At 56.4% G+C, this 23,700-nt stretch carries 18 protein-coding genes; 4 read left to right on the top strand and 14 right to left on the bottom strand.

Annotation, left to right across the window (positions count from 1 at the left end):
• Positions 1–231 precede the first annotated feature (231 nt).
• The 10 genes from V6W80_RS00765 to V6W80_RS00720 all read right to left on the bottom strand — a co-directional run bounded on the left by V6W80_RS00765 (position 232) and on the right by V6W80_RS00720 (position 14,252).
• The gene (locus tag V6W80_RS00765; RefSeq protein ID WP_338545622.1) at positions 232–1,203 is read right to left on the bottom strand and encodes an acyltransferase family protein; all 972 of its coding nucleotides are present in this window, start codon (positions 1,201–1,203) and stop codon (positions 232–234) included.
• A 1-nt stretch (position 1,204) separates the two neighbouring features.
• Positions 1,205–2,314 carry a class I SAM-dependent methyltransferase gene (locus V6W80_RS00760; protein ID WP_338545621.1) on the bottom strand — a complete coding sequence of 370 codons (1,110 nt, stop codon included), beginning with the start codon at positions 2,312–2,314 and terminating at the stop codon, positions 1,205–1,207.
• The gene (locus V6W80_RS00755) at positions 2,298–5,273 is read right to left on the bottom strand and encodes a glycosyltransferase (RefSeq protein ID WP_338545620.1); all 2,976 of its coding nucleotides are present in this window, start codon (positions 5,271–5,273) and stop codon (positions 2,298–2,300) included. The genes V6W80_RS00760 and V6W80_RS00755 overlap by 17 nt, the downstream gene beginning before the upstream one ends.
• 272 nt (positions 5,274–5,545) lie before the next feature.
• Entirely contained in the window at positions 5,546–6,775 is a 1,230-nt protein-coding gene (locus tag V6W80_RS00750) for an ABC transporter ATP-binding protein (RefSeq protein WP_338545619.1), read from the bottom strand.
• Positions 6,772–7,578, bottom strand: a complete 807-nt coding sequence (locus V6W80_RS00745) for an ABC transporter permease (protein WP_338545618.1) — start codon at positions 7,576–7,578, stop codon at positions 6,772–6,774. Before V6W80_RS00745 ends, V6W80_RS00750 begins: the two co-directional genes overlap by 4 nt.
• A gap of 5 nt (positions 7,579–7,583) precedes the next feature.
• The gene (locus V6W80_RS00740; RefSeq protein WP_338545617.1) at positions 7,584–8,486 is read right to left on the bottom strand and encodes a GDP-mannose 4,6-dehydratase; all 903 of its coding nucleotides are present in this window, start codon (positions 8,484–8,486) and stop codon (positions 7,584–7,586) included.
• Positions 8,486–9,526, bottom strand: coding sequence for a GDP-mannose 4,6-dehydratase (gene gmd, locus V6W80_RS00735; protein WP_338545616.1), 1,041 nt, complete (start codon positions 9,524–9,526; stop codon positions 8,486–8,488). Before gmd ends, V6W80_RS00740 begins: the two co-directional genes overlap by 1 nt.
• Positions 9,527–9,757: 231 nt before the next feature.
• Positions 9,758–11,161 carry a TolC family outer membrane protein gene (locus V6W80_RS00730; RefSeq protein WP_338545615.1) on the bottom strand — a complete coding sequence of 468 codons (1,404 nt, stop codon included), beginning with the start codon at positions 11,159–11,161 and terminating at the stop codon, positions 9,758–9,760.
• A 3-nt stretch (positions 11,162–11,164) separates the two neighbouring features.
• Entirely contained in the window at positions 11,165–12,526 is a 1,362-nt protein-coding gene (locus V6W80_RS00725; RefSeq protein WP_338545614.1) for an HlyD family type I secretion periplasmic adaptor subunit, read from the bottom strand.
• Positions 12,527–12,536: 10 nt separating this feature from the next.
• The gene (locus V6W80_RS00720; protein WP_338545613.1) at positions 12,537–14,252 is read right to left on the bottom strand and encodes a type I secretion system permease/ATPase; all 1,716 of its coding nucleotides are present in this window, start codon (positions 14,250–14,252) and stop codon (positions 12,537–12,539) included.
• A gap of 423 nt (positions 14,253–14,675) precedes the next feature.
• Between V6W80_RS00720 and V6W80_RS00715 the strand changes: the two genes are divergently transcribed.
• Positions 14,676–16,421: a cellulase family glycosylhydrolase gene (locus V6W80_RS00715; protein ID WP_338545612.1), complete on the top strand. Its 1,746-nt coding sequence runs from the start codon at positions 14,676–14,678 to the stop codon at positions 16,419–16,421.
• Here V6W80_RS00715 and V6W80_RS00710 read toward each other — a convergent pair.
• The 4 genes from V6W80_RS00710 to V6W80_RS00695 all read right to left on the bottom strand — a co-directional run bounded on the left by V6W80_RS00710 (position 16,410) and on the right by V6W80_RS00695 (position 18,887).
• Complete coding sequence (locus V6W80_RS00710) at positions 16,410–16,865, bottom strand: Lrp/AsnC family transcriptional regulator (RefSeq protein ID WP_338545611.1); 456 nt, start codon at positions 16,863–16,865, stop codon at positions 16,410–16,412. The two genes, V6W80_RS00715 and V6W80_RS00710, sit on opposite strands and share 12 nt — an antisense overlap.
• 61 nt (positions 16,866–16,926) lie before the next feature.
• Positions 16,927–18,258, bottom strand: a complete 1,332-nt coding sequence (gene hglS / locus V6W80_RS00705) for a 2-oxoadipate dioxygenase/decarboxylase HglS (RefSeq protein WP_338545610.1) — start codon at positions 18,256–18,258, stop codon at positions 16,927–16,929.
• A 108-nt stretch (positions 18,259–18,366) separates the two neighbouring features.
• Positions 18,367–18,615, bottom strand: a complete 249-nt coding sequence (locus V6W80_RS00700) for a hypothetical protein (RefSeq protein WP_160922213.1) — start codon at positions 18,613–18,615, stop codon at positions 18,367–18,369.
• 71 nt (positions 18,616–18,686) lie between these two features.
• On the bottom strand, positions 18,687–18,887 hold the full coding sequence (locus V6W80_RS00695) for a hypothetical protein (RefSeq protein ID WP_017641605.1): 201 nt from the start codon (positions 18,885–18,887) through the stop codon (positions 18,687–18,689).
• 196 nt (positions 18,888–19,083) lie between these two features.
• Between V6W80_RS00695 and V6W80_RS00690 the strand changes: the two genes are divergently transcribed.
• The 3 genes from V6W80_RS00690 (at position 19,084) to V6W80_RS00680 (ending at position 23,520) form a co-directional block, all read left to right on the top strand.
• Complete coding sequence (locus V6W80_RS00690; RefSeq protein WP_017641604.1) at positions 19,084–20,898, top strand: sensor histidine kinase; 1,815 nt, start codon at positions 19,084–19,086, stop codon at positions 20,896–20,898.
• Between the two features lie 32 nt (positions 20,899–20,930).
• Positions 20,931–22,367: a sigma 54-interacting transcriptional regulator gene (locus V6W80_RS00685; protein ID WP_184289123.1), complete on the top strand. Its 1,437-nt coding sequence runs from the start codon at positions 20,931–20,933 to the stop codon at positions 22,365–22,367.
• Positions 22,368–22,509: 142 nt separating this feature from the next.
• On the top strand, positions 22,510–23,520 hold the full coding sequence (locus V6W80_RS00680; RefSeq protein WP_257706608.1) for an SIS domain-containing protein: 1,011 nt from the start codon (positions 22,510–22,512) through the stop codon (positions 23,518–23,520).
• Positions 23,521–23,700 lie beyond the last annotated feature (180 nt).

Genomic DNA, 23,700 nt, shown 5'->3' with positions numbered 1-23,700 from the left:
ACGACCAGTTCACAAAACTGGCAAGCCTAATCCGGTCTCGTGACACTTCCCTGCTTGGCTCCTGCTGGTTGATACCTGGTTCACACATGGACCAATTGGTATCTGGGCCGAAAAATGCCGAAACCGATCACGCTTTACAAGGATTTTTTTCGATAGGCCGAGGAGCGGTCACGCTAGAAGGGTGAACGTACTCACAGTGTCTAAACCTGGCATAGCGCCAGTATTCAGGGCTCAAAGCCGCGTGGCTATTGGGCGGAAGCGCTGCCAAAGCGGCTGTTCGAAGAAGCGATGAGCCAGGGCGGCCCAAAGCAGAGAAATTCCCATCACCATCCATGCCGATGGGTGGTCATGCAGCAAAAGCTGCAGAAACCACAGCGCAGGAAAGTGCAAAAGGAAGACACCATAGGTCAGGCTGCCTAGTCGCTGCTGCCAGAGATGCCAGATACCTCTGGGTGGATACGCCAGGAGCCAGGCGATCAACGGGATGCCAAGCGTCAGACCCAGTGCAACCTCAACGTCATATGGGCGATGTATACCGGAGGAGAGTAGAAACAACGCATAGGCCAGCGCCAGCGTCCAGAGCAGTGCTAACAGCCCTTTTGCCCAGGCCACATTGCGGTTGAACAGATCGCCGGCGAGGAACACGAAGAGCACTCCGAGCAGCAATCGGTAGCCGAAGATGTCGGTATTCAACCAACCCCACTGGGCAGCGATAAACACCAGAACACTGATCACCGAAGCGGCAATGCCCAACCAGCGCCACCCCAGCAGCAGCGGCATGAGCAGATAGACCTGCAGCTCGACCGCCAGCGACCATGCGGGAGGGATGAGGGTGAAGGCGTCCTGGCCGCTATACATATAATAGTTGAGCGGCAGGATGCTCAGATTGGCGAGCCAGTCGCCCAGTACCGGCGCCTTACGTAAGAAAGGCGAAGCCGCTCCGCTCCACCATAGCAGGGCTGCCAGCGCCAGCGTCAGCAGGTACAGCGGCAGAATGCGCCACAGGCGATCCTGGTAGAACCAACAGCAGGCGCCCCAAGCACCCTCATGCTGTGGGCGACGGCTCCAGAGCTTGCCTACCACCTGCCCCGCCAGCAGATAGAAAACGATGACCGCGACCACGCCCGGGTTGTAGCCGGCAATGCTTATGCCGAGGTGGCTGACCAGTACCAGGCAAGCCAATACGAGGCGTAGGAAACCCATGTCAGGGCGCTTTGTAGCCGATCACGGTGTAATTCGCATAGCAGCGCGGAGCATCATCCTGATTCAGACCCAGCTGCCATTCCGGCAAGGTATAGACCAGTTCGACACGTTCCAGGCCATACCAGCGGAACAGAAAGCTCAGGTAGGTATCGGAGATGGGTATCTGATGGGTGGGGTCGGTATAGAAGCCGTTGAGCGCCCCAGGATGCCGCAAATTGACGGTTTCCATGAGCAGTGCGCCTCCCGGAGCCAGGGCATCGACACAGGCCGCCACCAAGGGACGAAGCTGCGCTGGCGGGATATGCTCGATGACCTGGAACAACGTGATGGCAGCAAAGCGCTCGCTGCTCGCTGGCAGGAATTCAACGGCATCTCCCTGGATGGCTTCCAATCCTGCGGCACCGGCTCGCTCGATCTCACTGGCATCGAGATCCAGCCCCAGCGCCGAGCGATCATGCTCCTGCAGAAATTTGAGGAATTCCCCTGCGCCGCAGCCGATGTCCAGCACACGTAATCCTGCCAGTTGTGGCAGGTAGGCGAGATAGTGCTCGTACTGACGGCGCAGGATATGGCCCACGCCACCAGCCATCTCGCTATAGAAGCTATAGAACCAGTGCTCGCGCTCCGTGAGCGGGATATCTGCCAGGCGCTGACCTATGACCGCCTCGGCATTGGCAATCCAGTCCGGCGCAGGTATCGCGTGACTGAACGGCAACTCTCGATGGCGGTAGATAGGCGCAAGCCAACTCAACTCGGCTTCATGGCCATTCAACCGACCGCCTAACGCATCCTGACCCGCTGCCTGATCCCTGAGTTTGGTAGCCTGCTCACGCACCACGACTTCCAGCCCTGCAGCCCGCTCCTCCAGCGAGTCGCCCCGACGCTCCAAGGCGACGAAGCGATCACCGCTTAGCATTTGACTGCGCTGCACGGTCAGCAGCTGTTCCCGTAACAGGGCGTTGGCTGCCGCTTCACGCTCCAGCCGGCTGCGCAGCTCATCTACCTGAGCCGCTGTTTCACGCCGGTTGGCTGAAAGGCGCAGCAAATCCCGCGTCCAACGATAGGGCAGACCGAGCGGATGCTGATTGAGCCAATTACGCAGAGAGCTCAAGCGAGTCCTCCTGCACGACGGCGACGGTGTTCCCCATGAGCCATTCGCTCAGCGCTGCTGGCGTGATCAGGGAAAGGTCTGCACGACGCAGCGTTCCCGTCCGCCGTAGCCGCGCATACTGTCTGGCCGGCGCTACCGCCTGCTCAAGATGCAGCCAGGCATCTCCGGCACGAGTAAGCAGCGGCAGGTCAGCGCGCGCAGGGATATCCAATATTTCACAGGCCTTTACGCACGCCAGGAAATAGTCGCCGTTTTCGTCACGCTCTATGAGTTCGATCCGCCAGTGACTGGTCTTTTCGAGCAGCAGACGGGCGATCGCCTGACGCTCCGCGACGGATAGTTCAGCGGAGAGACCGGAAATATCCAGATAGCAGACGGGCACATGCAGCTGATCGGTGTTCTGAGTGATCACGCAGGCCAGTTCGGTCAGCGCGGTAGGAACCTGCTCGGCATGGCCTGGCAGCGCCCGCAAGCGCTGGATAAGCCGCCGTCGATTGGCTCGCCCGTGCTCGCGCGCATAGTGTTCGATCATCTCGGCATAACGTCGCGCGATCTCGGCCGGCGCGTGACGCTCGCGATAGGCAATAGCTGCGGCACCTAGATCTGCGAGTTCTTGAGGATTGCCCAGCAACTGTTCGATAGCCGCACTCAATTGCTCGATGGTGAAGATATCGGGCAGCCGACAAGCGACCCCTTCGGGCAATTCGGCAGCGCTGCCATGAGCGTTATAAATGAGAGGCTTGCCAGCAACCAGGCAATCGAGCACAGCTGCAGAGGTTTCGCCACGCGAGCCACCTCTCAACTGGACGGTTACATCAGCGGCGGCCAGCCAACGATTGTAGTCTTCGACGCTGGCAAAGCCGGTAATACGGATACGCTGGCGGGCACTGGATCCCTGAATGCGCTGAACCAGGCGTTGACCACTGGCATCAAGGCTGTTGCGGCCGACAAAGATCAAGTAGGCCCGAGGATTGTTCTCCTGAGTGGCCAACCAGGCATCGAGCAGTTCGTTATTGAGCTTCGTGGCGGCGACGAATCCAAAGCTTGCAACGATCTGACTGTCTGGCGGCAGACCCAACTGCTGTCTCGCCTCCTGGGCATCCATGAGCTGCTTTGGTGCGCGAAGCAGGGGCAGCGAAGCCCAGTCATCACCATAGCCGGGGCCATAGAAGCGAGTGGCAAGCTCACGGCTGTGCTCACTATGAACGATCAGACCTTGCGCGTGATCAATTACCGCCAGATTGACCGGAAAGCGCTGATGGGCTTCGTTATAGCCTTCTCGGGCAACGACCGAAATTCCTGGATAGCCGTGGGCTAGGTAAAGCGCCTCATCAAAGCTCCCAGGCGCTACACCGGACTGCTGCAGGTAATTGAGGATGCCTGATAGATAAAAATCGTGCAGAACGACCGTGCCGGGGCGCTTTTCCAGTAGCCCGAACATGTGACTGTGAAAATGGCTATTGCCGAATTGGTACAGCACACGATCGTATTGTTGGTGGTGCTCAGCGAACCACTCCGGCGTATGACAGGGATAATTCGCCTGTAGCCAATGCTGGCTAAGGGATTCCTGAGGCGTGATCACATCGATATCGTAGTATCTCGCTAGCTCAGGCAGCAGCTCGGCACTATAGTCGGCGATTCCCGATTCACTAGGAGGAAGCGGCGAAACAAAGGCCAGCTTGGGTAGGGGCCATTCCGGCACAGCCTTCACACCGTTCAACTGACCGGTCCGTTCCTCAATATGAGCGCGGTGAGCGTTTTCAAAAGCCTCCAGCGTGAGCTTAGCTGTTCGCTCCCAGGAAAAACGCTTGGCCTGCTCTAGTCCATGACGACTCAGCTCGGCCAGACGCTCGGGATTTTCCAGCGTAGTGGCGATAGCCTCAGCAATGGACGCCGGATCGAAGGGGTCAAACTGAGCGTCCGCCCGCCCTACTACCTCAGGCAAACTCGAACGGTTGGAGACCAGAGTAGGCACGCCACAGGCCATGGCCTCAAGGGCTGGTAAGCCGAAACCTTCATGGAAGGCCGGGAAGACGAACAGGGTTGCCAGGTTGTACAGGTCTACCAAGTCGTCTTCAGGTACGAATCCGGTCAAAACGAGTTCACGCGGTGACAGTCCGGCACCCTTGGCAATCCGCAATACCCGCTCGCGGGCTGCCGGATCGACATTACAGACGATGACTAACTGACACGTTTGGCGGATCGATTTGGGGAGTTGTCCGTAGGCTTCGATGAGCCGCTCATTGTTTTTGCGGAACTCAATGCCTCCCGTGTAGAGCACAAAGCGCTCACTGAGACCATATTGCTCGCGCAAGGCGGCCTTTCTCGACTCACTGAGCTCACAAACTTTGAAGTGATCGCCAATCGCGGAACTTATATTCACGATCCTTTCTGGCGCGATGTTCAAAAGCTCAATGGCTTCGAGCCGGGAGGCTTCAGATATCGCCAACAGGATATCCGCATTTTTCAATAACTGAAGTTTCTTCAGATACCAGTTACGCATCGATTCATCTGCCAGATAATGACTGGCATAGCGATAGGGGATGAGATCGTAGAGCGTAATGGCATTGAGGCCCGGATTCCCATTCAGGATACCGGTTACACCTTCACTCAGCGCATCGAAGATGCTGGTATGCAGAAAAACATCAGGCTTCAGCATGGCAATGAAGTCCTGATAGACTTCCTGCATAGCGAGATGTCGCCAACTGTTGGCCGAGCCAATATCGACCAACTGAGTAAGGCTGCAAAAAACCTTAATGTTATCTTCAGGCAGAAGATCGGAAAACATCGCTTTAAGCGGAGCGATGGTTTCGCTGAAGTTATTGCTCAAAACGATAAAAACTTCGTGATTACCTGCATACTTCACGAACGTTTGAATATGAGACAGCGTATATCTGCCTATCCCACGATTCCGAGTGGCAGGCGTCTGACAAGCCTGCAGATCAATCACGATACGCATTTATACTTTCATCCCAGGCTCGATTAGCTGTAAATAGACAGACTGCGCTGCTGGCGGCGGCGTATCAGGTAGTCTCACAGTAGGATCGGCTTGGCTACTACGCATGGAAGCATGCACCCGCCAAAGACGCCATTTGAGTGCGGGAACTCGATTTACTATTCGCATACCGGCAGACAACAGTCGGGGCCTGGAAATAACAAAGCGAATCGCGTCTACCAACGCCAGCTTGGCCCGATGCTTGACATACAGTTTTGCGTGGGAGAAAGAAGCGGTCATGATTTTCTTGATATTTTAATAACGGGAGGAATCCAGGCACTACCGGCGAAGTGATGATGGCGGGTATTAACTACCGTGAACACCAACGCCAAGTCACGCCATTCGTAGTTGTTTTGCAAATGGTTTTCCGTGCTCGAAAGAGAGATTGAAATCGAATAACTTCCAGGTCCAAGATTCGCTGGAAAATTAAATTCAAAGTTAACAAAGTCTCCTTCTCTCAGATCAACCAGAGGCTGCTTGGTATGATGGGTATTGGTGCCAAAGACAGCTTGCCCTAACCGGTCCTTTATCATGTAGCCAACGACCAGCCGGGCAACAGGTGCATGGCAGCTCGCCTCAAGGCGCAGGGTGATGTCCTCACCGACCTCAATCAGGTCTACCGTATCGCCTTTGCAGACAAGGCGAATATCGCTGATGGTGACTTCGCCAGTACCGGAGCGAGTTGTGGTCAAACCGTCGGTATTCACCGTCTGGACAAGAGTGGCACTTTCCTTTTCCGCCACTAGTGCATTGTAGTAGTCCATTACTGCAGTAGGTGGACCATCCATGAGCAGTCTGCCGTGATCAAGCAATATACACCTGTCACAGAGTGCTAAAATTGCAGACTTATCATGAGAGACAAATAAGAGAGTCGTCCCCTGCTCGCGGAAAGAACGAATTCGATCAAAGCTTTTATGTTGAAAGTAAGCATCCCCCACACTCAAGGCTTCGTCGACTATAAGGATGTCAGGACGAATAGCCGTCGCAAGCGCAAAGGCCACACGCATGTGCATGCCACTAGAATAGTGCCGCATGGGTTGATCAAAGTAAGGCCCGATTTCGGCAAAAGCTTCCAGATCCGGCAGCACCTCTTCCAGCTCAGCGCTGGAAATGCCCATCAGCCCTGCGACGTGACGAACGTTTTCCCTCGCCGTCAAATCGGGATTGAAACCCATGCCAAGCTCAAGAATGGCAAACACTCGACCATTCAGTATCACTTGGCCTGTAGTAGGTGCCAGGGTGCCCGTAATAATCTTGAGCAAGGTACTTTTGCCCGCACCGTTGTGCCCAACGATACCTAACGCTTCACCAGGCGCGATACTGAAGCTAAGATCATTCAGCACCGCGACTTCGCTCAATGGCGCCACTCGTCTACTCAAGCAATGAGCCAAACGGTGGCCATCACTCCTGAACTTAGCAAACTTCTTACTCAGATGACTAACGTGAAAGCTACCAGGGGCGCTCATAGAATATCAACCAGCTGAGCAAAGGTCCGCCGCAACAGGAAGCGGAACAAAATAAGTGAAAGAGCACCTATCACCAAAGCAGGAAGCAACCAATTAAGATGGGGTGCACTGTCGAATACAAGAATGGCTTGATAAGACTGAACAAGCCCAGACATCGGATTTCTAACAACGATGTCCCAAAACACAGGGGGCAGGCTGGCAGGGCTGTACACTATAGGGCAAAACCAAAATAGGAACTGCATGATTATGGGTACAACAACACCGACATCTCTTACGAATGCATTGAATACGCCCAAAACCAAACCAATAGAGAAGCCAATCAGAAGGGTCAATATCATTAGCAAAGGTAGAAATATTATTTTTTCCGTAGGAAAAAAACCCAGCAACACCAATATCAACGCCGTAGCTATGAATAGAAATGTATTATTTAGAAGGCATATTCCCGCACCGATCAAAGGAAGAGTCAGCAGCGGAAAATTAACCTTCTTTATAAGCCCTGCATTGTCTGTGAAAAGCCCTAAGCCTTTGAAAAGGCTTTCCTGAAACAGAGACCAACATAGCATCCCGCTCAACAAATAGGCTGCATAGGCATGAGTGTTATCAATACCAGGAAGGCGCGCCTTCATGATAACAGCTAGAACAAGCGCAAAAATCGCAGACTGGGCCAGCGGCTGAATCAATACCCATAGTCCACCGATGCTACTTCTGGAAAAGCGCATCCGCACATCGTTCAGAATCGAACTCTTGATAAAGTCCCTGTAATTCCAAATTTTCGCCAAACGTCTTTTTGCAAATAAAATCATGCTGACTATCGGCCTTTTGCTAGCATATCGGCAAGGATATCTTCTATGCTTTTGGTTATATCCCAACTTAGCAACGACTTTATTTTCTCGTTACTTCCCAGCAACACAGGTATCTCGTTCTGACGTGAAAACTTCTCTACGCTTTTAACATCTATTCGATGACCTGATAAGCGCTCAAGACACGCAATCAACTCACCCAAGCTGACTGCCGTGCCTGAGCAGATATTCAACGTAGTTGAGTCGACATCACTTGCGATGAGTGACACATAGGCACTAACAACATCTTCAATACTGGTAAAATCTCTAAAAACATCTAGATTTCCCAGCTCAATAGATGGTGCCCTATCAAGAAAATGCTTAACCAGTTTCGGCACAAGAAAACTGATATCCTGCCCAGGACCGGTATAGTTAAATGGCCTGGTAATCACGACAGGAAAAGATGACGTATAGGTCCTAGCAAGATGCTCCATTGCCAGCTTGCTAGCCGCATAATGATTCACTGGCGCTGGCCATACTTCTTCCGTAATAGCGCTGTTGTCTTTTGGGACGCCGTAAACATTAGCACTGCTAACTACAATCGCTCGTTTGATACCAACGCTGCGAGAGGCATCGAGCAGGTTGCATGTCCCTATAACATTGGTGGTGTAAAAAGCTGTGTTGTCCGAGCTCCCTACAAAGGCCTTAGCGGCAAGATGGACAACCTGATCAGGGCGGATCGCTTCTAGCACTCGGGTTAGGCTATGAGAATCGGTTAGATCGGCTTGATGTAGAGTACAGGCCTCCATGGACTGACGCCCTGACTGCGTTAATCCATGGACCATCCAACCACTGTTAGATAACGCCCGACACAGGGCTTGACCGGTAAAACCGGTAGCACCTGTGACGAGAATTTTTCCGGCCTTGGCCATCAATATGATTTACCTGACTTAACTCGTTCCAGATCTGCTTCAACCATTAACTGGCAGAGCTGCTCAAGAGTCGTATCAGCTTTCCAACCCAGCATCTGGTGCGCGCGTGTAGCATCACCTATGAGCAGATCCACTTCGGCAGGTCTGTAAAACTTAGGATTCACCTTGACCAGAAGCTTGCCAGTCTTGGCATCAAAACCTTGTTCTTGCTCTTCCTTACCGCGCCACTCGATTTTCATATCCACCGCCTTAAAGGCCATGCTTACGAAATCTCGTACAGTTTCTGTTCTATTCGTCGCAAGCACGAAGGTGTCAGGCTCTTTCGCTTGGAGCATAAGCCACATGCCCTCGACATATTCCTTGGCAAAGCCCCAGTCTCTTTTCGCGTCGAGATTTCCCAGCTCCAGTACATCCTGGACGCCAATATGGATTCTGGCCACAGCATCGGTAATCTTACGAGTCACGAACTCTTTTCCGCGCAGCGGCGATTCGTGATTGAAAAGAATACCGCTGCTCGCGAAAAGACCATAGGACTCGCGATAGTTGACTGTCATCCAGTGCGCGTAAAGCTTTGCCACCCCATAAGGGCTTCTTGGATAGAAAGGAGTATCCTCGGACTGAGGAACGGCTTGAACAAGCCCGAACATTTCAGAAGTAGACGCCTGATAATATTTGATACTGGCGTCGACGATACGAATTGCTTCGAGCAAATTCACGGGACCAATGCCAGTTATTTCTGCCGTAGTAATAGGCTGGTCAAAAGAAACACCTACAAAGCTTTGAGCAGCCAGATTGTAGACTTCTCGCGCTCGAGTGGACTGCAATAGACGAATGCTCGCACTCAAATCGGTAAGATCATGTTCGACCAAACGCAGATTAGGATGATTCTCGATACCTACGTGCTCAATTCGCCAGAAGTTCACTGAACTGGTACGGCGGTAGGTACCGTATACTACATATCCTTTGCCCAACAATAATTCTGCGAGGTAGGCGCCATCTTGACCTGTAATACCTGTAACGATTGCAATCTTGTCGCTCATTTTCTCTCAGCTTCCAAGGGCTAGGCGGCGAGCACCCGATGGCACCCGATAAAAACGCGCATCCTACCTCAATGCGTCAAGTCACGTAAGAACCGTATGGGGATCCATGCTCAGTAGCTAGCCACACGGGCGACGGCGCTCACACTGTCAGCACCGGAGGCCCTGGTTTCACACCCTGCAGCGGCTAGGACTGCCCACTCAACCGGAGATCGCTAGTCGACCACTAGCCGGTTATTCGCTGTCGGTTCGGGTAGGTACACGGTCGTCCAGCTCTACGTTGAGCGATCGCTCATCTGCGGTAAGCCAGGCACTGAGCTGCGAGAGTTCAGCATCGCTTAGCCGTCCAGACCACCGATACAAGGTAACTATGCTCATGAAATAATTATATTGCGCCTGCAGGTAATCCCTCCTAGCGCTATACTCTTCCCTAATACTGTCAAGTACATCGACCGTATTCTTCGTTTGGTATTCAAACGATTTTTCTGTTGCTAAACGCGCTTTATGCGAAGAATAGAGAGCCTGACGAGTAGCTTTAATCTTTCCTAGTCCTGAGTCAGCATTCAAGACAGCGGTTGACACTTCTTTTTTTATTCTTTTACGAATCTCGTCCGTTTCATATTCACTGGCATCAAGCTCGTCCATCAAACCTCGAACACGCGCGGAGGTAGATCCCCCACTAAAGATAGGTATCTGGACGTTTACTCCCGCATAAAGGGTATCTGTTTTGGGTGACTGGGTATTTTGATAACCTAGGTTGGTATTCTGTGCGTTGAGGCTGAGGCTAACAGTAGGAAGATGCCCTCCCTGTGCCTCGCGGATAGCCGCTTCTACCGACTCCTGGGCTTTCTGCTTTGCAGCGAGTGCGGGGCTTGAAACCATAGCTTTATCAGCCCAATAGCTAATGGATCTAAGATCAAATATAAAAGGATCTTTTTGATTGATCCGCTCAAGCGGCTCCAACACACTACGCCCAACAAGCTCGGACAGATTTTCTCTCGTAACTTTTATCTGATTTTTCGCATCTATCTCAGCAGCTACTAAGGTGTCGAGCCTAGCCTCTATCTCTAAACGATCTGTGATAGTGGCTAACTGTCGACTGTAGAGAGCCTTGACTCTGTCATAGTTCTTATTTGTAGCTCGCCATTCCGCTTGCACTAAGGCGAGCTGATCCTCACTGGCTAACGCCTTGAAGTACCGCTCAGCCAGGTCTGCGGCAATCTCGCTTTCTGCGTCTTGCGCCTCAAATATCTTCTGCCTGGCCAAGAGCTTGTATTTTTGATAGTTCTGCCAAGTACTTCGATTATAAATTACCTGATTCAGACTCAGTATATAGCTTTGCCCATCATAGGCCTGAGACGGAAAATTCTCTGCATGCTGTCTATTTTTGTTGTAAGAGCCCTGGGCCGAAATCTGGGGTAATAGCGCGCCGAATGCCTCTGACTGTTTCTCCTGCGCTGAACTCGTTCTAGCACGAATCGCCTGCAAGCGTGGGGCCTCAATAGAAACCTCGCGAAAAAGACTTAATAGGCTGGAATATCCTGAAAGCACGTCTCGATTATCGATATTTACAGCGCTACTAGCAGCTGTCATCCATCCTACCAGAATGATAGGTAGTAACTTTAGCTTGTATGACATGCGCTATTCCTCGATCAAAGAATGCGCTATGGCGTCAGTAGCGGGCTGCAGCAGATATTGAAGCATTGTGCGTGAACCTGTGTTTATCAGCACATCAGCCGGCATCCCTGGGACCATCTTGTTAGGCCCCATTTGCTTACGTCCTTCCTCAGTTAGAACTACCTGTGCCTTGTAATACGGCTCACCAGTACGCTCATCACTCAGTCTGTCAGCTGATACCTTTGCGACTTCACCGTCGACTACCAAGGTATGGGGATTGTGGAAAGTATTGAACCTTACTTCCGCATACTTACCCGGACGTACTCTATCGATATCATTAGGCTTGAGGCGAGCCTCGATCACCAAGTCAGAGTTGTCCGGGACAATCTCCATGATGGGAGTAGCCGGCCGGACCACGCCGCCTATGGTATGGACTGTCATATCCATGACGATGCCATCATCAGGGGATCTGATGACAGTTCGCTCCGACCTATCTTCTAGAGCGGTAAGTCGCGCCTTCAGGTCCAGCATTTTCGGTAAGTTTTCCGAGAGCTGCCTAACCACATCAGAGCTGAAATCCTTTTGAACCTGCAAGATTTGCAGCTTGTTTTCGCTAATCTGAAGCTCGGTTCTTGTAATATCTGACTGATGCTCTGCCAATTGCGAGAGTAAACTGTCCCTATCCCTCTGTAGCTCAGTCAGACGCTGCTTATCAACATAGCCTTGTTTTAGCAGCTCCTGCAGCTCTCCAATTTCTTTAGAATAGGAACTTACCAGAAGCTGTTTTGTTTGAATGACCTTACGCAAGCCAATGATTTGTTGTTGTAATTGGCTATTTTTTTCGGAAAGAACGCTTACCTGCCCAAGACGAGATGCCTTTCTCGCTCGGAAAAGCCCTAACTCATTGGCTTCGACTGCTAAGGTACGCTCGCTACCTGGTTCAATCACATCCTTGTATGTCACATTGTCGAGAGAGTCTCGCTCAGCCTGCAAACGGGAAATGGCTGCTTGGATAGCAATAATCTGGCTCTTGACAATCTCGTACTCAGATTGAATTTGGGTCGTGTCTAACACCAGGAGTGGCTGACCACGCTGAACATGATCTCCATCTCTCACTAGCAATTCTTTTACGATGCCACCCTCAAGGTGTTGAACCGATTTTCTACTTGACTTTACAGTCACTACACCTTGAGCGCTCGCTGCACTATCCAGTGGAGCAAACGCTGCCCAACCGCCAAACAAGCCGAACGTCACAAAAATTGTCGCATAGCCAAATAACCGAAATCTTTTATCTGACACACTCACAGGCGAATTAGCGATCTTCTCAAGCTGCTCGTTTTCTTCTTTAACAGGCTGAGCAAATGGCGTTTGTTCAGGAATACCCATCTAAACCTTCCTACTGCTGGGCAGCTAAAGCTGCCTCGGTGGCTTGACGTTGCGCCAGCTGCAAAGCGCCGAGCACCTCATCTCTATCACCATAATGAGTCAAGTTACCGTTTTGCATCACCAGCAATTTTTGGACATAGGCAAGGATACTGGTCTTGTGTGTAACGATGAAAACGGTCGAACCTATTGAGCGCATCTGCGATATGGCGCTTGCCAGCGCCTGCTCGCCTCGCTCGTCTAGATTGGAGTTAGGCTCATCGAGTACTAGCAGCCTCGGCAGGCCATATAGCGCGCGCGCTAAGCCAATGCGTTGCCGTTGGCCACCGGAAAGCACCCCATTGCCAGTAATAAAGGTGTCATAACCATCGCTCAAGGCGAGGATCATGTCGTGTACGCCAGCCATTCGAGCAGCGTCGACTACCTTGATAGGATCCAAATTGCCGAATCTGGCGATATTCTGCGCAATAGTACCCTCGAACAATTCTATATCTTGAGGAAGGTAACCGATGTATGGACCAAGATCTTCTTTCACCCAGTTGCTTATATCTGCGCCGTCTATCCGCATTGTTCCGCTACTTACAGGCCAGACGCCTAAAATAGCCCGGACCAAAGTGGACTTTCCTGCAGCGCTGGGCCCGACAATACCTATTACCGTTCCTGGCTCTGCTGAAAAGCTGACCTCCTTGACTGTCGGCAGTTTTGCGTTGGGTGGAACTACACTTATATTTTCCGCCTTCACCTGACCTTGGGGCTCAGGTAGCTTCATACGGTCTGGCCCGCTTTCGGCAGAACCAAGAATGCCATTCAGCCGCCGGTATTGACCTCTTGCGCTAATAAAGCCTTTCCACGAAGCAAGTATTCCGTCAATTGGCGCCAAGGTTCGTCCTAGCAATATCGAACCTGCAATCATAAACGCAGGATTCAGCTCTCGTTGGATTGCTAGATAGGCGCCCAGACCCAATATGAGTGACTGGACTATCTGTCTGAACGTTTTCGAAAATGAAGTGATCATGCTAGAACGATCACTGGCTGAAGCTTGCAGATTTATTACCCGATCAGCTCTTCGGCGCCAGATAGCCTTGAGGTTGTCTAGCATACCCATAGCTTCGATGACTTCCGCATTACGCAGATTCTTTGTCGTCAAGTTAGTGGCTGCCATGTTTTCTTTATTGGCCTCATCCAAAGATGGGCTAATAAATTTTTCGTTGACAAGGGTTAGGGCTATCAATACCAGCGAACTAAATAAGGCCATGAGGCCAAATTGATAGTGAAACGAAAACATTACTGCCAAATAAATAGGCAGCCAAGGAGCGTCAAAAAAAGCAAGCAGCCCTGGCCCTGTAATAAACTGGCGAAGCGCTGTTAGATCATTTAAAGGGCTAGCAGTGGCATTCACTCCACCGCTACTGACAGCTTGTTTGAAGCTCTCGCGGTAGATCGGGGAGCTCAATATCACATCGATTCTTGAGCTGACCTGGACCAAAACGCGGGATCTCGCCCACTCCAAAGCACCCATCGTACACATAAGAAAAATCATTATCAGGGTCAGCATACCAAGCGTGGTCAAACTTCCACTTGTAACGGCACGCTGATAAACCTGTAGCATATAGAAAGATGGGACAAGCATTAACAGGTTTACAAAGAAACTAAAGACGCCTACAGCAATAAAGCTTTGACGACATATCTTTAAGGCTGTTGCTATATTCAGCTTTGCTTTATCGTTCATAAATATTCAATGAATTCTGAAGACATTTTCGAAGAAGCGAGTAGTCCGATCTGCCCGCTCAAAGCAGCGCATCATACGCCATCTTATGGCAGCTGTGATCTACCACACAGGTTTCACGCGATAAGCCGTCATAGGGGAACCGCCGAGGCGTGATACCACTTGGCTATCATTAGGCGCTTCTGCGGCCATGATAGCGGCTTCGACGCGAAGCGCTAGCCAGGCGTGAGGCTGCTTCTGGCGTAGGAAGGCTTCCTTAGCGCCGTCCAAAGCGACACATTCAGGCGGCCCAATCAAGACCGCTTATCGAAATTTTCTCAAGAAACGCTTGGCGCTTCGGATACCCCTGTATTCGAAGGCCACGGGTGTCTGCGTCAGCGGTATTTGCTCCGTTAGACACTCTAAATGTTTGAGCGACAAGCTTATATGAAAAGACGCTTTGGCTTAAAGCTGTTAGCCGCCACGTTATTCTCAGCCACGCTGTTGGCAGCAAAATCTCATGGAGCACCCGTCGATCTGGTAGGGATAAACCTTTCTGGAGCTGGCTTCGCTTCTCACATATTGCCGGGCGTAAATGGAAGAAACTACATATTCCCTACGGAGAGCTACTTCAGCCAATGGAATGCCCGCGGTGTCAAACTCGTACGCTTTCCAATTATTTGGGAGAGACTCCAGCCCCAGCTGGGGGCACCACTGGACAAAGACTACGCCCAACTGATTGATCAAACTTTTAATTTTGCACAGAAATACGGCATCAAAATAATATTAGACCTGCATAACTACATGCGATATCGAGGAACGATTATTGGCACAGGTGCGGTATCCTTCGATCACTATAGAGACGTCTTAACTCGAATCTCGCAACGTTGGAGCTCCTCTAGTGCATTGTATGCGTACGACATCATGAATGAGCCCCATGATGCTATGGAGCAGTGGCCCATAGCAGCTCAAGCTGGAATCGATGGAATTCGCACTATAGACTCTTTTCGCCCTATCATGATCGAAGGTAACGGGTGGGCTGAGGCCACGCGCTGGGCGCAGTGGAACGACTCACTTCTAAAATTGCGTGACCCAGCAAATAACCTCATATTTCAAGCTCACGCTTATTTTGACGGTGACGGAGGAGGAGGTACATACACCAATACCAACGTATCTACTTTGGATGTCAATCATGGTGTAGCACGCGTGAGGCCATTTGTTGAGTGGCTGAAAAAAAATGGTAAGCGCGGAATGATTGGCGAATTCGGTATACCCGATGATAATCCTCGCTGGGGAGTCATTATGGGTAATATGCTAGCCTACCTTAAACAGAACTGTATCCCTGCTACCTATTGGGCTGCTGGTCCTGGCTGGGCAAACTATAATCTAGCAATAGAACCTATCAATGGCATAGAGCGGCCACAATGGTCGGTGTTGAAAAATTATATAGACGATACCAGTTGTGCAGCTGTCGGTCCTCTGCCGACCTCAGCTGGCAATATAGTTATTCCTACTGAAGCGAGCGCTCCTCAGCAAGCGGTTCCAAATCGTCCCGACTCTGTTACAGAGGCAGTACAAGGCTTCTACACAACTTATTTAAACCGATCAGCCGATGCAGAAGGCCTACAATTCTATCTGCAGAAAATGGCGGCTGGCGATATGACGTTGGCATCGGTGGAAACCGCGATAAGTCATAGCCCTGAACGAGTGGCTGCGATAAACTCAAAGATTAAAGATCTCTATGCACAGCAGTTGGAGCGCGATGCAGACACTGAAGGCCTGGATTATTACACTCGAAAAATACTGAACAAGTCTGCTAGCTATGCAGAAATTGCCCAATCCATGAGGGCAAGCTATGAGTTTCTACTGAGACAGTCTATCAAAGACCTGTATACGCAAGTACTAGGCAGAAATGCAGATACCGAGGGCTTAAAATTCTATATGCAAAATATTGCACTTGGAAAAATGTCTTTGGAATCCACTAGATATGCCATGATGCATAGCCAAGAGTATCGCTGGAAAGTAGCTGATCAAGTTTCCGCTCTTTATCGGAAAAACTTAAATCGCGATGCTGATGGTGAAGGAATGGAGTACTACACGAAAGGACTTATCGAAGGATCCATGACATTAAACTCAGTAAACATCGCGATGAAAAACAGTCTAGAGTATAAAATAAAACACTTATTTGACTGATGTCTGCCTTCTATCGATCTTCCGATTCAGGATGATCGAGGTCTGGGTCTGCTTGACCCCGTCGAGGTTGCCGATGCGGTCGAGCAGGTCGTCGAGCTTTTCGTGGGTGGTGCAGCGCAGGAAGGCCAGGTAGTCGAACTGGCCGCTGACCGAGGAGACTTCCTCGACCTCGACCATCTTTTCCAGGGCGCGGATGACGCCGGCGGTGCTGCGCGGCAGGACGCTGATGGCGCAGTAGGCGCGTACGGCGGCCTGTTCCAGTTCTGAGCCCAGGCGCAGGCCGTAGCCTTGGATGATGCCGTCGCGCTCCAGGCGCGCCAAGCGGGTGACCACGGTGGTGCGCGCCAGGCCCAGTTGGCGGGCCAGGGTGGCGTTGGAGGCGCGGGCGTTCTGTTGCAGCAGGTGGATGAGCTGCCAGTCGGTCGGATCGAGTTTGGTGAACATCGTGGCTGCCTGCCGGGGGCGGGCGTCGGGGCCGGGGGCCGCCGACGCGGGAGCCGACATTCTAGGCGGGGCGGCCGAGGGCAGCCAGGGCGGTGTCCAGGGATTCCTGCTGCTGGCGTTCGTACAGCGCCATCTCGTCGAGGACCGGCGCACCCAGGGCGGCTTCGAAGGCGGCGCGATTGCCGCCGCTCTGGTACTCCTGCTGGCTGCCGGCACCCAGGTTGGACTGGAAGATGCCCGCGGCGCTCACGGGCAGGAAGTCTTCGTAGGTGATGGGGTCTGCGAGGAGCTGGCCGGCGGCGATCAGGGCGTCGGGATCGCGGCTATCGCTAGCCGCTTGGCTGCCGGCCACGGCGCGATAACGGAACCAGGCCAGGCCCTGGCGGCGCAGCTCGTCCCAGTTGTCGGGCAGCGCCTGGAACACCTCGGCCAATACCGTTGCGTAGTCACTGCCGGCCGCCTTGCTGCGCTGGCGGACCTCCTGCAGCAGTTCGTCGTAGCGCTGGCGACCGGCCGGCGTGAGGGCGATGCCGCGCTGCTCGATCTCGCCGAAGCGCGCCGTGTGCGAGCCCTGGACCTCGCCCTTGAAGAGGATGGGTTCTTCCAGCGCCTTGAAGCTGGTCTGCCGCAGCAGGATGGGGCACTGGCGGCGGGGCGGCCCCTCGATGGTCTCCTTGGGCGCGATGCCCCGGGCGGGCATCCGGGCCTGGACGGCGTCGATGTCGAGGGTGCGCGGGGTCAGGTGGTTGATGTGCGGACCCTTGAAGCAGACCACGTCGGCGATCAGCCGATGGGCATCGTGCAGGCGCTGATAGAGGTTGGCGTCGACATTGGCCTCGCGGTGCCAGCGAAAGGTCTCCAGGGCTTCCTGGACGAAGGCAGCGGCTTCCGCGTCGGTGAGACCACCCTGCGCCTCGGCGCGCTCGATCAGCTCCAGCGCGCCCGGGGTGAAGATGCGGCGCTCGTGCAGGACCTTTTCGGCCAACTGGCGCAGCTCGGCGTCTTCGATCAGCTCCAGGCGCAGCAGCGAGGTGAAGACGCGAAACGGATTGATCTGCAGGGCGGCCGGCGCTACCGGACGGAAGGCGGTGGAATGCACCGGCACCCCGGCCACGCTGAGGTCGTAGTAGCCGACCGGCTGCATGCCCATCACGGCGAACAGACGGTGCAGGGTGGCCAGTTCGGCCGCGGTGCCGACGCGGATGGCACCGTGGCGCTCCAGGTCCAGGCGCTCCGCGGAATCCCGGGAGAAACCCGGTTGTCCGGCGTTCACCTCGGCGACCAGTTCCAGCAGGGTGCCGTACTGGGGCACCTCCTGGCGGTACATCGCCGACATGGCCTGGGAAAAGCGGGTGCGGATCAGATCCGGGGAAAGCAGCGACGCGGCGGTCATGGGAGCGGCTCCTGGCTCAGGCTAGAAGCCGATTTCGACATGCCCGCACGGGCTGCTCAAGCGATCTTTGCTCATTGGATCATTCCCCGGGGGAATGGGCGGGATGTCTTAATGATCCTTGTGCTGGGTCTTGGGCTTCTTCACGTGGTCAGTGCCGGTATCACTGCCCGAACCGCTGCTGGAGCCATTATCGGCCGCACCGACACCGGTGCTGGGCGCCTTTTCCATGCCATGGCTGCTGGTGGGATCGGGCCGCGCGGGAGTGGCCGGGGGATTGGTCGGACTGGTCTGGGCCAGGACGGCACTGGACAGGCCAAGACCCAGGATCAAAGTGGGAAGCAACAGGGACTTGCGCATGGGGAGGACTCCTCTGGACGGATTCACTCCTCTTTAGGCACCTCCCCCGCGGGGAGGTGCCGCGCCGTGGATCAGCTGCCGCTGGTGCTGGCCTTGTGGGCCTTCTTGTGGGCCACCTTCTTGTGGTGGGTGGTGGCCTGTTTGCCGGTCTTGGCCGGGCTGCTGCTGGTCGCGGCAGGCGGCGTGGCCGAGTCGGTGGGCGCCGTCTGGGCGAAGGCGGCAGAGGTGGCCAGCAGGCCGGCGAGGGTCAGGCAGAGGGTGGTGCTTTTCATGGAAGTCACTCCTTCGGTGGCTGATTGCAGCCTCAGTTAGCCGCCTTTCGCCCGGCAAAACCGTGTCCCTTTCCACAGCCAGGGCCATCGGTAACAAGATATTTCAGTCGACTGCCAAGGCGTTAACAGTCTGGCGAGCTCTTCGCCAGGGGCCGGCTTGGGCATAATGCCGGGACGCCCCCTACAGTAGCCGCGCATGCCCAAGAGTCCTCACCTTCCCAAGCGCCCCCGCTGGAGCAGTCTGCTGCTCTTGGCCCTGGGTCTGACGCTGCTGCTGATTCCGCTGCGCTATGCGGCCCAGCACTATTACGAGGCGCAACTGGCCGAGCAGAACGGCCAGACGCTGGACCTCTATGTCGCCAACCTGCTGGGCACCCTGCGGCGCTACGAGGTGCTGCCGGACCTGTTGGGCGATCTGCCGGTGCTGCGCCATGCCCTGGAAGGACAAGGCGACGGCAGCGCCCAGGACGCCGCCAGCCAGATGCTGGAAGACATCCGCCAGCGGACCGGGGCCGATGTCATCTACCTGATGCAGGATGACGGCACCTGCCTGTCCAGTTCCAACTATCGCCAGCCAGACAGCTTCGTCGGTCGCGACTTTTCCTTCCGGCCCTATTACAAGGCGGCCATGCAAGGCCAGCCGGGGCGCTTCTTCGGTCTCGGCACCACCTCCAGCAAGCGCGGCTACTATTTCGCCGCCGCCGTGCGCGACGGCGCGCGGGCCATTGGCGTGGTGGTGGTCAAGGTCGATCTGGACAGCGCGGAACGGCTTTGGGGCAACGCCCCCGAGCAACTGCTGGTGACCGATGACCTGGGCGTGGTCATCCTTACCTCACACGATGCCTGGCGCTTTCGCGCCACCCATCCGCTGGACGAGCGCCAGCGCGAGCAGGTCAATGCCAACCGGCCCTACCCCACCACCAATCCCGCTCCCCTGACCCTGGTGCCTGGCGACTGGCTGACCCAGACCCGCAACCTCGACGAGGTGGGCTGGACCGCCCGGATCCTGGCACCACGGGAGATGGTCGAGCGCCAGGTGCGCAGTGCGCTCTACGTCGGCGCGGCAACCCTGCTGGCGCTGCTGCTGTTGCTGGTGGTCATGACCCTGCGGCGGCGCCACTTCATCGAGCGCCTGGCACTGGATGCCCGCGCCAAGCGCGACCTGGAGCTGAGCGTGGAGGAACGCACCCGCGACCTGCAGACGCTCAACGCCCGGCTACAACAGGAGGTCCACGACCGCGAACAGGCCCAGCGCGAACTCATGCGCGCCCAGGACGAAGCCGTGCAGGCGGGCAAGCTGTCGGCGTTGGGGACCATGTCAGCCAGCATCAGCCACGAACTCAACCAGCCGCTGGCGGCCATTCGCAGCTACACGGAAAACGCCGTCGTATTGCTCGACCACGATCGGCTGGACGATGCCCGCGGCAATCTCAAGCTGATCGGCGAGCTGACCACGCGGATGGCCAACATCATCGCCCACCTCAAGGCCTATGCCCGCGGCGCCCGCCGCGCGCCGGAGAGCGTGGTCCTGCAGGGCGCCCTGGAAGACGCCCTGGCGCTGGTCGCCGCGCGGCGCCGGGCCATGCAGGTGGAGCTGATCCGCGACCTGCCCGATGCGCCGCTGTGGGTGCAGGCCGGCGAAACCCGCCTGCGGCAGATCATCAGCAATCTGCTGAGCAATGCCCTCGACGCCCTGGCGGAAAAGACCAGCACCCGCCGGCTGTGGCTGACGACCAGCATCGACGAGCGCGGCGTGACGCTGATCCTGAGGGACAACGGTCCGGGCTTTTCCAGCGAGGCCCTGGCCCGCGCCCACGAACCCTTCTTCACCACCAAGGCCACCGCCCAGGGCCTCGGCCTGGGCCTGGCGATCTGCGATAACCTGTTGCGTACCCTGGGTGGCCATCTGCACCTGTCCAACCATGGCGATGGCGGTGCCGAGGTGCGCCTTTACCTGTTGCATGGCAAGCCGGGGGTCGCCTCGGTGCCCCAGGAAGAAGTCCGCGGTTGAACACCTTAGCCCCTCTACCTTAGGTCCTAGTCATGAACGCCCTGCCCCCCTTCGATCCCGCCAGCCAGATCCTGCTGATCGACGACGACGCCCACCTGCGCCTGGCACTGAGCCAGACCCTGGACCTGGCCGGCTTCAAGGTGACGACCCTGGCCGATGCCCGGGACCTGGAGCTGGCGGCCGTGCGCGATTGGCCCGGGGTGGTGGTCAGCGATATCCGCATGCCCGGCATCGATGGCTTGGAGCTGCTGGCCCAGTTGCACCAGCGCGACGCCGAATTGCCGGTGGTGCTGATCACCGGCCATGGCGACGTGCCCCTGGCGGTGCAGGCCATGCGCGCCGGGGCCTACGACTTCCTGGAAAAGCCCTTCGCCAACGACGCCCTGATCGACAGCGTGCGCCGTGCCTTGGGCGCCCGCCATCTGGTGCTGGAGAACCGCAGCCTGCGCCTGGCCCTGGCCGAGCGCCATGAACTGCAGACCCGGCTGATCGGCCAGACCCCAGGCATGGCCCGGCTGCGTGACCAGATCGGCGCCCTCGCCGCGACCCAGGCCGATGTGCTCATTCATGGCGAGACCGGTGCCGGCAAGGAGGTGGTGGCCCGTGCCCTGCACGACCTGTCGAATCGCCGTGATGGCCCCTTCGTCGCCATCAACGCCGGTGCCCTCGCCGAATCCGTGGTGGAAAGCGAACTCTTCGGCCATGAACAGGGCGCCTTCACCGGCGCCCAGAAGAGACGCATCGGCAAGTTCGAATACGCCAGCGGTGGTACCCTCTTTCTCGACGAGATCGAGAGCATGAGCCTGGATGTGCAGGTCAAGCTGCTGCGCCTGTTGCAGGAGCGCAAGGTCGAGCGCCTCGGTTCCAACCAGCAGATCCCGCTAGATATCCGGGTGGTCGCCGCCACCAAGGAAGACCTGCGCCAGGCTGCCGACCAGGGCCGCTTCCGTGCCGACCTCTACTACCGGCTCAATGTCGCCACCCTGCGCATCCCCGCCCTGCGCGAGCGCAGCGAGGACATTCTGCCCCTGTTCCGCCACTTCGCCCTGGCCGCCGCCGAGCGCCATGGCACGCCGGTGCGCGAGGCCGATGCCGAGCAGCGCGCGGCGCTGATCGCCCACAGCTGGCCGGGCAACGTACGCGAACTGCAGAACGCCGCCGAGCGCTTCGCCCTGGGCCTGGAGCTGGCCCTGGACAACAGCGCCTATGCGCCCCTGGCGCCCATGGCGGCGCCGCCCGTGGCCGCTGCCACCGTCGCGGCAGCGCCCGCTACGGCCGCCCTGGCCGCCGGGCTGGGCGAGCAGGTCGAGGCCTTCGAGCGCGAACTCATTCAGCGCGAACTGGCCCGGCCCCACGCCTCCCTGCGCAGCCTGGCCGAAGCCCTGGGCCTGCCGCGCAAGACGCTGTCCGACAAGCTGCGCAAGCATGACCTGCAATTCACCGGCGGTGCGGCGGACGAAGGCGACTAGGCCAAGGTCGGCTGGTCGCGCCTGACCGGGAGTGGCAGAGTAAGGGACTCAGGCGTCGTGCAACAGGCGTCATGCAACAGACGTCGTGTAACAGGCGTCATGCAACAGGCGTTCGCGCAAGGAGACCCTCTTGACCTCGCTCATGCTCGCAGAAGCCGCCGCTAGCGGTGCGGCGGTCGCTCGCCAACTGGCGACCATCGACCAGGCCCTGGCGGCTCTGGCCGACGACCTCAGAGCCCAGCCGCCGCAGCTGGCGCTGACCGTGGCGCGTGGCAGTTCGGACCATGCGGCCAGCTATTTCGCCTACCTGGCCATGGCCCACCTGGGGCTGCCGGTGCTGTCGCTGCCGCCGTCGCTGGTGACCCTGCGCCAGGCGCCGCTGCGCGTCGAAGGGCAGCTCGCCCTGGGCTTTTCCCAATCCGGACGCAGTCCCGATCTGATCGAGACCCTTTCGGCGCTGGATCGCTACGGCGCCCGCACCGCGGCCCTGGTCAACGAGATCGACTCGCCCCTGGCCCTGGCCTGCCGCCACGCCATCGGCGTGCAGGCCGGTCCCGAACACAGCGTCGCCGCCACCAAGAGTTTCATCGCTACCCTGGCCGCCGCCGCCCGGCTGATCGCCCACTGGCAGCAGGACGAAACCCTGCTCGCCGCCGGCGCCGCCTTGCCCGCGGCGCTGGATCGCGCGGCCGAGCTGAGCTGGGCGCCGGCGCTGCCGGTACTGCGCGACGCCGAACGCTGCATGGTGGTCGGTCGCGGACCCGGATTCGCCATCGCCCAGGAAGCCGCGCTCAAGCTCAAGGAAACCTCGGCGCTGCAGGGCGAGGCCTTCAGCGGCGCCGAATTGCAGCACGGTCCCCTGGCGCTGGTGGAGCGCGGCTATCCGCTGCTGATCTTTGCCCTGCGTGGCCCCGAGCAGGCCGGCCTGCTGCAACTGGCGCGGGACTTGCGCGGCCGCGGCGCCCGGGTGCTGCTGGCCGCCCCGGACGAGGTTGCCGAGCGCGATCTGCCCCTCGCCGTCGCCGGCCATCCGGACCTGGACGGCCTGCTGGCGATCCAGAGTTTCTATCGCATGGCTGCGCTGCTGGCCGAAGCCCGCGGGCAGGATCCAGACCAGCCGCGCCATCTGCGCAAGGTCACCCTCACCCGCTGAGGCCGCGCTCGAGCACCCAGGCGCTGCCGCCTTCGGAGCGCCTGGATTTCCCGCTCCATCCAGAGAGCTAAGTCTTTGGAGCTAGCTGCCGTCGGCTGATCGACGGGCAATCTGCCAAGCGGTCCACAGAGCCGGTAAGTCGCTGGAAATCGGTCAATTTTTTCTTGTCGCTCCCGGCGA

Source organism: Pseudomonas benzopyrenica, assembly GCF_036884265.1.
Taxonomy (GTDB): domain Bacteria; phylum Pseudomonadota; class Gammaproteobacteria; order Pseudomonadales; family Pseudomonadaceae; genus Chryseomonas; species Chryseomonas benzopyrenica.
The sequence above is the reverse complement of the archived record's forward strand: the minus strand, read 5'-3'. Positions and strand labels throughout refer to the sequence as shown.